This window comes from Pirellulales bacterium, from assembly GCA_036490175.1.
GTDB lineage: Bacteria > Planctomycetota > Planctomycetia > Pirellulales > JACPPG01 > JACPPG01.
In genome coordinates this window covers 1-13,063 of sequence record DASXEJ010000311.1, presented here as the reverse complement: position 1 = coordinate 13,063, position 13,063 = coordinate 1, and the positions used below count along the sequence as shown (strand labels likewise).

General features: G+C 57.0%; 9 protein-coding genes. 5 read left to right on the top strand and 4 right to left on the bottom strand.

Translation table 11 applies throughout. The features are described from left to right. The first annotated feature begins 351 nt into the window (after positions 1–351). The 3 genes from VGG64_23965 to VGG64_23955 all read left to right on the top strand — a co-directional run bounded on the left by VGG64_23965 (position 352) and on the right by VGG64_23955 (position 3,278). A complete protein-coding gene (locus tag VGG64_23965; GenBank protein HEY1602682.1) occupies positions 352–2,430 on the top strand; it encodes a S9 family peptidase in 2,079 nt (692 codons plus the stop codon). A 69-nt stretch (positions 2,431–2,499) separates the two neighbouring features. Continuing rightward, positions 2,500–2,724, top strand: coding sequence for a hypothetical protein (locus VGG64_23960; GenBank protein ID HEY1602681.1), 225 nt, complete (start codon positions 2,500–2,502; stop codon positions 2,722–2,724). A 50-nt stretch (positions 2,725–2,774) separates the two neighbouring features. Beyond that, a complete protein-coding gene (locus tag VGG64_23955; protein HEY1602680.1) occupies positions 2,775–3,278 on the top strand; it encodes a DUF1569 domain-containing protein in 504 nt (167 codons plus the stop codon). Positions 3,279–3,370: 92 nt separating this feature from the next. On the opposite strand, the gene VGG64_23950 is transcribed toward VGG64_23955, so the two are convergent. Continuing rightward, positions 3,371–4,015 carry a NeuD/PglB/VioB family sugar acetyltransferase gene (locus tag VGG64_23950; protein HEY1602679.1) on the bottom strand — a complete coding sequence of 215 codons (645 nt, stop codon included), beginning with the start codon at positions 4,013–4,015 and terminating at the stop codon, positions 3,371–3,373. A 442-nt stretch (positions 4,016–4,457) separates the two neighbouring features. Here VGG64_23950 and eno point away from each other — a divergent pair, with 442 nt between their 5' ends. Together eno and VGG64_23940 are read left to right on the top strand one after the other, a co-directional pair. Next, entirely contained in the window at positions 4,458–5,759 is a 1,302-nt protein-coding gene (gene eno, locus VGG64_23945; protein HEY1602678.1) for a phosphopyruvate hydratase, read from the top strand. Between the two features lie 752 nt (positions 5,760–6,511). Continuing rightward, a complete protein-coding gene (locus tag VGG64_23940) occupies positions 6,512–7,552 on the top strand; it encodes a tyrosine-type recombinase/integrase (GenBank protein ID HEY1602677.1) in 1,041 nt (346 codons plus the stop codon). Positions 7,553–7,734: 182 nt separating this feature from the next. Here the strand turns inward: VGG64_23940 and VGG64_23935 are convergent, their stop codons facing one another. The 3 genes from VGG64_23935 to VGG64_23925 all read right to left on the bottom strand — a co-directional run bounded on the left by VGG64_23935 (position 7,735) and on the right by VGG64_23925 (position 12,692). After that, entirely contained in the window at positions 7,735–8,679 is a 945-nt protein-coding gene (locus VGG64_23935) for a hypothetical protein (protein HEY1602676.1), read from the bottom strand. 119 nt (positions 8,680–8,798) lie between these two features. Continuing rightward, the gene (locus VGG64_23930) at positions 8,799–10,439 is read right to left on the bottom strand and encodes a hypothetical protein (protein HEY1602675.1); all 1,641 of its coding nucleotides are present in this window, start codon (positions 10,437–10,439) and stop codon (positions 8,799–8,801) included. A 3-nt stretch (positions 10,440–10,442) separates the two neighbouring features. Beyond that, positions 10,443–12,692: a hypothetical protein gene (locus VGG64_23925; GenBank protein ID HEY1602674.1), complete on the bottom strand. Its 2,250-nt coding sequence runs from the start codon at positions 12,690–12,692 to the stop codon at positions 10,443–10,445. Between the last annotated feature and the right edge of the window lie 371 nt (positions 12,693–13,063).

Below are 13,063 nucleotides of genomic sequence, written 5' to 3'. Positions count from 1 at the left end.
CGCGCCTCTCGTCAGGTTTCCTCTGACCGGCCGGCCAGGATAGATTGCCCTGCTCGTCGTCTTCGGCGAGCTTTTCGGTGCAGGCATAGCGTTGCACTGCACGTGGCCGCTTGCAGGCCGCCCCGGTCTCGATGGCGCACACCGGGGCACGACCTTGAATGACGGCGACGGCTCGTTAGGGTCTACGGATTGCCCTAAGGCTCGCCACGGCTGCGGGGACTGACAGCCGCCTTTTCTGCGCGTATAACGTACCTGCCTTGGCGGCGCGTTCGGCCAGCTTATTTAAGTCTTGTCGCTGGTCGACACCGCCGCGACGTAAGTCCAACGATAATCCCTCGCAGGAATTCCGCTATGGCTACGCGTCTCCGTGGATTGCTGATCGTATTCATCGTCGAAGCATTGCTGGGCGCCGGACTACCGGATTGTGTGCAGGCCAAACCGCAGCCCATCACGGTCGAAGATTTGTTTAAGTTCAAACGGGTCGCCGATCCGCAAATGAGCCCCGATGGCAAAGTCGTGGCCTATGTCGTGACCACGGTCGACCTGCCGGCCAATAGCACGTCATCTAGCATCTGGCTCGCGCCGAGCGATGGCGGCACTCCCCGGCAGCTCACCACGACAATCAAGAAAGATCGCCATCCACGCTTTAGTCCCGACGGACGCCGCATACTTTTCGAATCGAACCGTTCCGGCGAGAACCAATTGTGGGTCATCGATCTGTCTGGCGGCGAAGCGCGGCAGTTGACCAAGATTTCGACCGAGGCCTCGACCGGTATCTGGTCGCCCGATGGTAAATCGATCGCCTTTGTATCGGCCGTCTATCCGGAATATTCGGACAAGCCGTATGCGGAAAGCAACACGGCCAATCAACGTCGCAACGAGGAAGCGGCCAAGAACCCGGTGAAGGCCCGCGTTATGACGCGGCTCTTTTTTCGGCATTGGGACTCGTGGGTAGAAGACAAGCGGCAGCACCTGTTTGTAATGCCCGCCGAAGGGGGAGAGCCGCGCGATGTGACACCGGGCGATCGCGATGCGTATCCCACGTCGTCGACGTTTTCGGTGGGGGATGACTTCACGTTCAGTCCCGACAATCGCTACCTGGTTTACACGGCCCCGCCCGAACAGGACGAAGCGTGGAGCACAAACTACGACATATGGCGCGTGCCCGTAGGCGGCGGCACGCCCGAGAACCTCACGGCGGCCAATCTGGCAGCCGATAGCTACCCCCGTTATTCTCCCGATGGCAAACGCCTGGCCTATCGCGCGCAAAAAGTGCCAGGCTTTGAAGCCGATCAATGGGAGATCGCTGTTGCTTCAGGGACCGGCGCACCGCGACTCATTACCGAAGGCTTTGACGCCTCGGTCGACCAGATTCTGTGGGCCGCCGATAGTGCCAGCCTGTTTTTTCTGGCCGACCAGCGGGCGGCAACGCCCATTTTTCGCGCCACGGTGGCCGAAGCGAGGGTAACGCCGTTTCTGGTGGGTCATACGCACGCCGCGCTCAGTCGCAGCGATGATGGACGGCTGTTGGCTTGCACCGAAGCCTCGATGCGGCAGCCGCCCGAGGTGCTGGTTGTTGACCAACGCGCCCAGGCAAAGAATGTCAGCCAGGCCAATACCGCGCTCTTAGGAACGCTTGACCTGCCCAAGGCGGAAAGCGTGGAAGTGCCGGGCGCCGGCGGAACGCCCATGCAGATGTGGATTCTCAAACCACCCGGCTTCGATCCGGCCAAGAAGTGGCCGCTCATTTACCTTGTACACGGCGGCCCACAAGGCGCTTGGGAAGACGCCTGGAGCTTTCGTTGGAATCCGGAAGTTTGGGCAGCCCAGGGCTACGTGATTGCGCTCCCGAATCCGCGTGGCAGCACCGGCTTCGGCCAGCAGTACACCAACGAAATCAGTGGCGACTGGGGGGGCAAGGTGTACGAAGACCTGATGGCGGGCGTGGCCTACCTCGAGAAGCAACCATACATCGACCGCGACCGTCTGGCCGCGGCGGGTGCCTCATTCGGCGGCTACATGGTGAATTGGTTCGCCGGCCATACCGACAAATTCAAGGCCCTGGTCACGCACTGCGGCGTCTTCAACTTCGATAGCATGTACGCCTCGACCGACGAACTATGGTTCGACGAATTCGAGCACGGTGGCGCGCCGTGGAAGAACCGAGAGTCGTACGAGAAGTTCTCGCCGCACCGGTTTGCCGAGAAATTCAAAACGCCCATGCTCGTGATTCACAATGACCTCGATTTTCGGGTGCCGATCAGCGAGGGCTACCAATTGTTCACGACTTTGCAGCGGTTGGGGGTTCCGTCGAAACTGATCAACTTCCCCGACGAGGGACATTGGGTTCTCAAGCCGGCCAATAGCCTCTATTGGCACGAGCAGATTTTTGCCTGGCTGAAGGGGTTTGTTGCCCCAGGACCCAAATAACGGCCAAGCGGCACTGACCCGCCGGCCAACTAGTGCTTTTTCAACGCTTAAATTTTGGGTTGGGGTGCCATGGCCACGCTCGTCGTGGCCATGCCGAAGCATCCTGAGAGTACGCACTTGCAGAAGGAGCATGCTCACGCCAGCGTGAGCATGGCACCCGAACATTTGGATTTGACGCAGCACGAGCCCTGGCGACCGGTGAGGAATCGTCCCTGGGCTGATGGGATCATCAAAGTCACAGCGCAGAATTGGCGTGGCGCGACGACCCGTTATACTTTCCGGTACGTTCCGTGAGCGTCCCTCGTGCGTTTCCCTTCTCTCTCAGTTTCTTGGGAGGTTAAACGATGGCGACAACTCTCGCCCCCGCGCAAGTCGACACGGCGCATGTTAGCGGCCGTCGCAAGATCCAGTTCCAAGATCATGACGAAGTGCTGGCAGAGGTCGAACGGCTGGCCAGCGGCGGTTATCGCCAGTTGGGCAACTGGTCGTTGGGAAAGATCGCCGCGCATTTAGCCGCCGCGATGAACATTGCTTTGGATGGCGCCAGCGTGCGGGCTGCGTGGCCAATGCGCATGATCGCCCGATTCATATTCAAGGATAAAGTCATCCGCGGACCCATGCGGCCCGGCTTCAAGCTGCCGGCGAAGTTCGCGGCCAGCCTGATTCCGGATGTGGCGGCAGACCGCGACGGGATCGAGACACTGCGGACCGCCGTGCGCCGCTGGAAAACCGAGCCGCAACGACATCCGCACGGCTTCTTCGGCGCTCTGACGCCGGTCGAGTGGGAAAAGATCATGCTCAATCACGCAGCCATGCATCTAAGCTTTCTCGTTCCGGGGCGCGCATGAGTTTCTCGTAACACGATAATTCAGCGGAAGCTAGCGGGGGATTGAAGGCGGCCGCATCGCCAGCCGCGGAATGCTTCTTGTCGACATGGCAATCAAGGCTCGCTATCGTTTGCCCACTGATGGCTGCCATCTTCATCGACTGGCTTGGCCGGCAGCCCTGCCGCGTGGATATGGTCTGGCAGGTCGCAAATCACCGCGGCGCGCGGCCCAACCGTCGTCCAGGCTCCCACACGCATGTTTGGGATCACTACCGCGCCGACGGAGATGATTGCACCCTCGCCGATTCGCACGGCACCGGCCAGGTCGACACCTGGCCCTATGTGGGCAAAGTTTTCCACCACGCAGTCATGTGCGACGGTTGCATTGGCCGCCACCAATACATGCTTGCCAATCGTGACGCTAGGTTGAATGACGACTCCCTCCAGAATCACCGTACCCGGGCCAACGGTGGCGGAGGGGTGGAGGAAGGCGTTGGGGTGAATCACTGTTCCCCAGGAGATATCCAATTGCTCGGCGATTGCTTTGCGCTGCTGCGCGTCGTCGATGCACATGACGGCGGGAACCAGGGCACCGACCGCTTGCGTCAGCGGACCCGTAATCGGCACGCCCAACACGGTTTGTCCGCACCGCGCGCAGTCGTCGTCATAGATGGCGCGCACCGTCATCCCAGCCTGGCGGGCCGCTGAGATGATCGCCTTGGCTTGGCTGCCAGCGCCAATGATTATGAGCTCAGCCATCCAGTCCTCACACTGCCTTGGGCGCTGCGCGAGACTGCCTCCTGTTGAAATCATAGCTCGCGACCAATAGCTGGTCCGGTGTCGGCATGACCGACACTTTCAGGAGGAGGTTTTTGACGTATCTTTGCGAGCCGCGCGAATGCAGTTTACCGGCTGGCCAACGGAGCCGCAATGAAATCCTCGATCATGAGCTTTCCTCTCTCCAACGGCGCCGCAGGGCGATCGATGGGCAGGCGGGCGTTGACAGGTTTCGGGGCGCCGCGGCGCATTGCTGAGCCCGTTCCGCCGCTCGCCCTGTGAAGCCAATTCGGGGCCGCCTGTTCGCTCTGCCATTGACACCAGACCAGCGAGGGTAAACAACAATGTCTGACTCGGTGGCATTCGATATTACTCGAAGGAGGAGTCAGCACTTTCCAGTCGTTTTCCACAAGGAGCGTGCGGCATGGCTTGGGTAATGTCGATCCGGGCACGCGAGATTCTCGACTCGCGTGGCAATCCCACGATCGAGGTTGACGTATCGCTCGATGATGGCGCGCGTGGCCGGGCTGCCGTCCCCTCGGGCGCGTCGACCGGTACGCGCGAAGCCGTCGAGTTGCGCGACGGCGATGCCGAACGTTACGGCGGGCGGGGCGTGATGCAGGCCATTCGCAACATCAACGAGACCATCAGTCCCGCCTTCCACATGTTCGACGCCATCACGCAGGAGGACGTCGACCGTCGCCTGTGCGAGCTCGATGGCACCAAGAACAAAAGCCGCTTGGGCGCCAACGCCATCCTCGGCGTGTCGATGGCCGTGGCGCAGGCGTCATCGGCCAGCTCCGGCGTGCCGTTGTACCGGTATCTGGGGGGCTACAACGCGCATGTCATGCCGGTGCCCATGTTCAATGTTCTGAATGGCGGTGCGCATGCCGACAACAGCATCGACTTGCAGGAATTCATGATTGCACCGCTGGCCGCGCCCAGCTTTCATGAAGCGATGCGGATGGGCGTCGAGATCTACCACGCCTTGAAGGGCTTGCTCAAAGCCCAGGGGCTGTCCACCGGCGTCGGCGATGAGGGAGGCTTCGCGCCAAACTTGCGCACGCACGAGCAGGCGCTGGAATTGCTTGTCGCCGCGATCGAGCACGCCGGCTTGCGCGCGGGGCAGGACGTGGCCCTGGCGCTCGATGTCGCAGCCAGCGAACTGTACAAAGACGGCAATTACGTCTTCCGCAAGTCGGGCGGCGCGAGCAAAACCGCCGACGAAATGATCCTTCTCTACACCACCTGGCTCGATGACTATCCGCTGTGGTCGATCGAAGATCCCTTGGCCGAGCAGGATTGGGAAGGATGGAAAACGATCACCCACGAGTTGGGCCACCGGGCGCAATTGGTGGGGGACGACGTTTTTGTCACTAATGCGGCCATGATTCGCCGTGCCGTGGCCGAGCAAGCCGGCAACGCCGTGCTGATAAAGCTGAACCAGATTGGCACCGTGACCGAAACGCTGGCCGCGATCAACGAAGCCCAAGCCGGCGGATTCGGCGTGGTGGTCAGCCATCGCTCGGGCGAGACGCCCGACGTGTTCATGGCCGATCTGACCGTGGCCACCGGCGCCGGCCAGATCAAAGCCGGCGCGCCTTGCCGCGGTGAACGACTGGCCAAGTACAACCAATTGCTGCGCATCGAAGACGAGCTAGGTAATCGAGCGCGCTACGCCGGACCGAAACTTGCGCGCCGCGCGCAAGCCGATCGCCCGAGCTAACGTACTTGAGCAGGCCGACGGGGACATGACCCATCAAAAAGTCGGCGACCGGTTCGGAGTCGGCTGCTTCGCGTGCAGCAACTCGCGACTGGTCAAACACCTGCGAAAGAAAAGAATAGATTGAATGGCGCTGCGCGCAAAAAAAGAGCCGCTAGGTGGGGCAGGAACCTAGCGGCCCGTTGAACCGCGTGTCGAGACATGCGGCCAAGCGTGATTTTAACGACACGCACTCTCGATCGCAAGAATTTTTTACGCTCCCCCCGAAGGAATGGCATTGCCCACGCTGCCATTGAACCATGGTGGCTATCACATCTTACTTGTCGTGTCGCAGTAGGTGCCGCAGAGATGCTGCTAAAGGCGCATCGACGATTTAGCGGGCCGCCGGACGCGCCAGGATGCGCATAGAATCGCGACGCCGAACGCTGCCAATGCGGCTGAGGTGGGCTCGGGGACGACGGTTAATTGCAACGCCCCGATCGTGAAGAGATCCTGATTATCCTGACGGCTGACGGGAAGGTTGTTCCGCTGAAAGCTGAACGGCGAGCCATCGGCCAGCAGGCCCGTTAGGATGGCCCGCGAGCGAGGACCAGCCTTTAAACGCAAACTCTATCTAGCGAACGATTTTGAGAAATGAGGCTGTTGGGACTTGAACCCAAGACCTACGGATTAAAAGTTCCTTTACAACGCTACTTTTCCCCAGATAATAACGTACTCCGGTGCGATAAAGGTGCGTTATTGACGAGGAGTGCTTTATGGGCCGACGCTCAAGTCCCTACTACTGGAAAGAGAAACAAGCCTGGTACTGCACGATTGATGGGGCCCGGCAACGCCTGGGCAGCCATCCGGAGCACACTCCCCCACCCCGAAAAAAAAGCGGCACTTGGAACGTTCCCGAGGTCATTCGCGACGGATTCCATGCTCTCATGTCCAAGAAGTTCTCTCCGGTCCGCTCGGACTCTACTTGGGCAATTCTCGATGCGTTTCTGGACTGGTGTCACTCGAATCGACCCGCTAGTTACGACTGGTACAAGTACCAGCTCCAGCGGTTCAAGAATGCCGTGCCGAATATGCGGACCGACCAACTCAAGCCATTCCATGTGCAGCGATGGCTAGATCAACAAACGTGGGGCGACAATTACAAGCGAGGCGTCACTACCGCAATTAAGCGATGTTTTAATTTCGCGGTGAAGGCCGGGTATATTCCAACCAGTCCCGTTGCTTCGCTGGAAAAGCCGGCCGCGACTCACCGCGATGTCGTGATCACAGCGAAACAGTTTCAGCAGATTCTCGATCTTGTGACTGACGAGCAGTTCAAGGATTTCCTGCGATTCGCCTGGCTGACCGGCGTTCGTCCGCAAGAAGCACGTCTGCTCGAAGCCAGACACATCGATCATGTAAATAAGATCGCGATCTTCCCACCGAAGGAATCGAAGGGCAAAAAGAAATCGCGTGTCGTGCATATGGTTGACGCGGCGTACGCGATCGCGAAGAAATGGGCGAAGCGGAATTCAGAAGGTCCGATATTTCGGAATCTACGCGGTACACCGTGGACGGCGTACTCGATCAATTGCCGGTTCACACGGATGGAAGAAGAACTTGGTTTCAAACCCTTTGCCTACGCGATGCGACACTCCTACATTCATAATGGGCTGACGAAGGGCAAGGTAGACCCTGTCGTGATGGCGACGCTCGCCGGACATGCTGACACGACGATGATCTTCAAGGTCTATGGGCACCTTTTAAAAGACTCGAAGTTCATGCGTAAAGCTGCCAACAGGGCAGTCGACTATTAGAACAGATGACCGTGACAGAAAACAAATCGTGTTAGTGTGGGGCCCCGTGCCGGGTTGCCACATTCGCTAGAATCTCGACGCGATATTGAATCTCGCAAGTCTGTTCACTTTCGCATTGGGCGCGCTCGGTCGCAACTCGAAACCCCGATGTCGCCTCTGCGGGAGAACTATTCCCTTCGCAATTACGCCCCCGAGAGGTCCTTTTGAAGATTGCTCGCGCTGTATCTGCGTGACAGCTCCGAGCGCATTCGACTGTAGTCAGCCGACGACACGGGCGGAATAGCACTCGAAACAGCAAAGTATCGCCCCATTGACGCGAGAACCGACGCCTCTGTGTTCTCCTGAGTTTCAATTCCCCTAAGGCTGTTGTATATCGCTTCGCATTCGCGCTGGGCGTTATGAACATCTCTGGAGAGCCCCAGGCCATTGATTGCCAAAAGAAAGAGGATGATTGGAAGCACTGCTGACTCAACAAGCGATCGCGTCGATGCAGGCGCAAGTATGATTCCCATAAATAGTACAAGAGTGAAAATGACAACAGCGCCTGTCAATCGCTGTTGGCGGCGGCGCTTCGCACTCCGCAGAATGTCCTTTGTCCATCCAACGTTTTCGATCAGCAATCCTGCAAGTCGCGGCAGTCCTGCATCGCGACCTGCCAGTTGCCACCACGTTGCGAATCGCGCGGCTTGTTTTGGGTCAGCGATATGCGCATCGAGTTCCCTAATGGCAATCGCACGATCGACCTTAGAATACACCGCCTCCCAATCCACCTGTCGCGGCTCAGCGTCAAAGGCGCGACACGGCATCGCAATCGCCAACGCCCGCCGCGACACCCAGTTAAAGTGCCGCGCGCTATTCTTATAGAGCGTTGCCGCAATCTTTAGGCCCAATGTAATAACTGTCGAGACCGCAAGAATATGTTCCGTCGCGAGCTCGATCTGAAACCGCGCAAGAACCGCCGAAAGTGATGCAGCGACCGTCGCAGGAAGCGCGCAGACAAATGCCCCGACATCTAATTGGTTACCCCTCTTAGCTGCGAGCTGCGCTCGGATACGCAAGAGATCCTGCAATGCTAGCACTCTTGCAAGCGAGCCCGTGTAGACGGCGGATTCGTTTTCCTGACGCATTCAATGCTGCTCCGGGGTCTACATTGAAAATGCCGAGCGGCTCAACGCCGTACCTCAGCTGTAGTTCGACTGCACCGCATCCAACGCACCGACCGATGCGCAACTTCGGCCTATCGGCTTCAGACGCCGTGTCTCGCCTTTTCACCTTCTTCTTCCTCAAGCCAACAGAGATTTCCAACAAGACATGCGGCGACTTGTCGCTCCTGCCACGGCTCAAGCGTTTTGAATCTCAGCATGCCGTAAGCGCACATTGCCGCCGCATATGCGTATCGTGCAGATGTTTCGACTGTCCCGAAATTTTCGCGCGCGAGAGTCCTAATATTTTGGACTGTACTAGCATAAGGCAGGGTCGACTCTTGTCCGCGAGCTAGCGCAATCTCCCCGGCGACGAGCGCTTCGAAATCGTCTTTCCCTTGATACCATAGCCGCACGCTAGTCTCAAACATTACGAAGTCCTCATACACATGACCGCGCCCCGTCTGCTCAAAATCAATGAAGAATACCTCAGCCAATCCTTCTCGACCGCGAGCATCCATGTCGCCGTTGCCAGCGTACTTTCCCTCGTCAGCATCCTCCATCTCGATCTGTGTGCACACAATCACATTCCGTAGATTCAGGTCGCCATGTCGAATACATGTGTGAAACCCAAGCCGCGGCACGCCAAAAAGATAGCTGCTTGGCGCGGGACATGATGTGCCGAATAGATGAAAACGTTCGCCAGCCACGAAGCTGGCCTCCGGGACTTGTTTTCTGAAGCGTTCCTCGAGATCCTCTTTACTTTTATCAGTCCAGCGAGTCGTGTAATACTTTACAAGATTGTCATTACTTAGTTCTACATTCCGCTGGTGATACCACTGCTTAGAATCTGAGGAAAAGATAAGTCTCACCGCACTATTGAGCGTGTCAAAGTGGCCTGCGGCAACTACGTCTCCCAGAGGCCGCGACGCCTGATCCCCGCCATGCGCGAGCGAATAACACACTGCACCCCACCGTTTTGTGAATGAGCATCCAATTAATTCGGGACGCCACGTGTACGGAAAGTACCATTTCACAAAACTCGCGTAATTATCAATTTCTCGCGCGATTTCCTCCGGCTGCCCAACCTTTAAAACCGTTCGGACGCATGCAAGCTCGTCTCTAGTGTAGGACTGCATGTCGTACACTTGGCTCTGACTCTTTCCTCCAGCGAGAGGCTTTAGTACAACTCGATGGATCGATGTACTCTTATCGCCTGTATGAGAGCAAAACGTGATGGCACGAATTATGCTTGTTAAGGCGATCCGATGCTTTTTGTGCTTAAACTCGTCCCCGAGAGTGCTCGCGTCGAAGGCAATCTCCGCACAAGGATTACGTCGGAAGCAGCGGGCCACTTCCCGACCGACGTGGGCTGTGTATTGCTCATCCGTCATTCGCGTCTTATCGACAAACAGGTCAAAGCATGGTGCCTGTGCCGCGACTTTTCGGCTAGCTACGTTGGTTTTTGAGTTAGCGATTAGCAGCACGTCGGGATACGCCTCTTTTACGGCATGCAATAACGTTAGACCATCTGCGATATCCTGTTTCCCTAAGGTCAAGTCGCTTATGAACACGTCGACTACGCGCTCCTCAAAGACGTCTTTTTGTGCCTTGGGCATCGCCGACAGAACATGAATCGCCACGCGTTCATAGCCGAGACCTTTAAAAACGGATTGATAGAAGGCCTTTAGGCCATCAACCGCGAGTCCCGACGTTTCGAGCATCACAACTTCGACTGTGCCCATGACTTACTCGTCGATTTTTGGAATCATGCCTAGGTCCCGCCTTCGCTCAATGGTGCCGCGAGATACGGATTCGTCATCGCTTGCAAGATCGCAAGGAATTGTCACAACAATACGCGATGCACTCTGATCTGGGATATTTCCTGCGAACGCGCTACCGCCCATCTCTCGCGCGAGCATTCCAACGATAAACAGTCCAAAGCTAGTCCGCCCTTCGTCGTCAGTAATCGGTCGGTAAAAGAGCGATTGCAATATGGCGTCGTCGAGCAGTGAATGCTGCCAGACGATTATTTCAACTCGCGGACCGTTCCCAAAGATGCTGCGGGCACGGCCAGCAGCATCCGGGCCCCCCTTCCGCAGTTCGACACGGAAGTAGTCCCGTAGTGGATTGCTATGTTTGCGGCAATTGTCTAGAAGATGTTTGCAGATAACGCATATCCAGTCCAGTTTATAGCTTTCGATACGCAGCTTATCGCGGTGGCCGTTGAGCGAGATATTCTGCGCGAAGGAGTCTGCGACGGTGGCCGCTATGCCGCCCAAGCCTGTCTGCATGAGAGTAGCGCGGTATTCGCGAATGTAGTTGTCGAGAAACCGACGAAGGTGCGACAACGGTACAAGCGTCGTTGACACCGAATGAGCCATCGTTTGCGTAAGCAATGGGTCGAGCAGATCCCGAAATGCTTGAGGGAACGTGGGTGAGTGAATGATCCCTCGAATTTCATGCCAACCCTGATACTCTTCCGTGCGCGTCGCCAGCCACGCGCGGTCGGCGGAGTCTTGTTGCGCTGCGACATAATTCTGAAGTGTACGAACGAACCGGAGAAGGTCCTTTCCTTGCTGGCGGAATGCATTGGGAATGGGTGACTCCAAGTTGAGCACACCTATACGTGTCCCCTTGTAAAAGAGCGGAAAGCACATCTGAGACTGTGTGTCGCGCCGATAGATGCGATAGTCGACGTCGCCAAGCGAAGAATGGGTGTCCTTGGATAACTCTCGTCGGTATTTATCGACGTTTGGGATATATACGAAACGATCTGGTCCTTTGAAGGCCGTGACGTTCCAACTCTTTGCACTAGATAAGTGTATGGACTGTGCCGGTTGGTCAGCACCATGAAGCGTCACGGATGCTACCAGGTCGAGGCTGCGAGTCATAGGATTGAAAATCCGACAAGTGCCCGTATATGCATTCGATGTGTGCACTATAACATTAAGAATGACGTTTGCGATGGAACGCACACGCGTAGTTAGAGTCATTGGGGCGTTGAGAAGCGCTCCTAAAGACTCGCGGCGCGAGACTGTATGAGCAAGCGAGTCGAGATCGCTTATCGCTTCCAGTAGTCCGCGCTGTTTGTAGGCAGAAAAGTAGTGTGCGGAATGGCGGAGCAACGTACGCACCAGTTCTGGACGGAGGTAAGTCGATCCAGTGATGAGTAGCAGAAAGCGTGCGAGGTCACCCGTCAAATCGCCGACGAACGGGTACAGAAGGACGTGCTGACCGTTATGGATTGTCAAAAATGGATTCGTGTTTTCTGCCGTGATATGATCATCGGCGAGGGCAACGAAGTCGGTTGGACAGTGATGCTGGCCAGGCAGGACAGTCCAGGGTAGATAAGTGTTGCGTCGTCGATAGTGAGAGGGGGTCTGCGATGCGCCGAATTGCCTTTCGAGAAGCCAGCCACGTAAATCAAAGCGAGTACAGACGTACGTTAAGAGATTACTGGCAGTTGTGTCTGTTCTTCGGTCGTACTTGACCCCGCGGTCGGCGTGCTTATCTGCACGGCGTAGAACGTCACGAGAGGCGTTAGCCTTATTTAGGCTGCGATCGTTGAAACGGCGGCATCGCTCGGCTAGCGGGCCAAAAGCGGATACGTGCGTAGAATCGTGATGTTTGCTGAGGATCGTGATGTCTGGAAAGGTAAACTCGACGAATCCATGCGAACGCAGATACGAAGAAATGTCTGTCAGGCGTTGCGACAAGGCGACCGATGGTGGCGAGCCAGGTAGCTGCAAGGATCGATATAACATGGGAACGGTCGCGATATTCGTCGTTGTCTGCTCCGGTAGCTTGGTGAGGCAAAGGCTGGGCAGAATACCAAGCGTGCCGTCGCGAAGTGTCCAATGCGCCAGCATGGCGAGTGAAAGTGGAGCAAGAAACGGCAGTGAAAGTGTGTCGCGCAGTTCCTCAATTGGGAGCAGGTAGTTCTCGGTAAGTAGTCGATCGAGATGTATGAATCGATCGTGAAGGGCGGTGTCCATCGTAACTTGTTCCTAGCAGCGTTGCATAAGCGGTTGCGAGTAATAAATATGGTATAGCTAGGCTGCGTAATAAGAACGCGATTATACGGTGGCATGCTAGGGAAGGCAGCACGTTAGTCGCGACCCGTGTAGCAATAAGACGCCTCGCGTTCTTCCACAAGACGACTCTAACAAACCGCCAATTGCCCTGGCATCAATTTGTGGAAAAATGGCCGCAGTCGGGGGGCGGCGTGCCTTTCCGGGCACCAGGCTCGGAGATCGGACTGCGGCGACTAGTAGCTGAGGGTGAAGCTTGAGGTTGGGCGATGGCGCCCCATTTTTGGAACGGTTTGTGATGACTACGGAATTTCTAGCAACCGTAAAAAGAGGCT

Coding starts and splice junctions, on each gene's coding strand:
- VGG64_23965 (HEY1602682.1), top strand. CDS start 352: ATGGCTACGCGTCTCCGTGGATTGCTGATCGTATTCATCGTCGAAGCA.
- VGG64_23960 (HEY1602681.1), top strand. CDS start 2,500: ATGGCCACGCTCGTCGTGGCCATGCCGAAGCATCCTGAGAGTACGCAC.
- VGG64_23955 (HEY1602680.1), top strand. CDS start 2,775: ATGGCGACAACTCTCGCCCCCGCGCAAGTCGACACGGCGCATGTTAGC.
- VGG64_23950 (HEY1602679.1), bottom strand. CDS start 4,015: ATGGCTGAGCTCATAATCATTGGCGCTGGCAGCCAAGCCAAGGCGATC.
- eno (HEY1602678.1), top strand. CDS start 4,458: ATGGCTTGGGTAATGTCGATCCGGGCACGCGAGATTCTCGACTCGCGT.
- VGG64_23940 (HEY1602677.1), top strand. CDS start 6,512: ATGGGCCGACGCTCAAGTCCCTACTACTGGAAAGAGAAACAAGCCTGG.
- VGG64_23935 (HEY1602676.1), bottom strand. CDS start 8,679: ATGCGTCAGGAAAACGAATCCGCCGTCTACACGGGCTCGCTTGCAAGA.
- VGG64_23930 (HEY1602675.1), bottom strand. CDS start 10,439: ATGGGCACAGTCGAAGTTGTGATGCTCGAAACGTCGGGACTCGCGGTT.
- VGG64_23925 (HEY1602674.1), bottom strand. CDS start 12,692: ATGGACACCGCCCTTCACGATCGATTCATACATCTCGATCGACTACTT.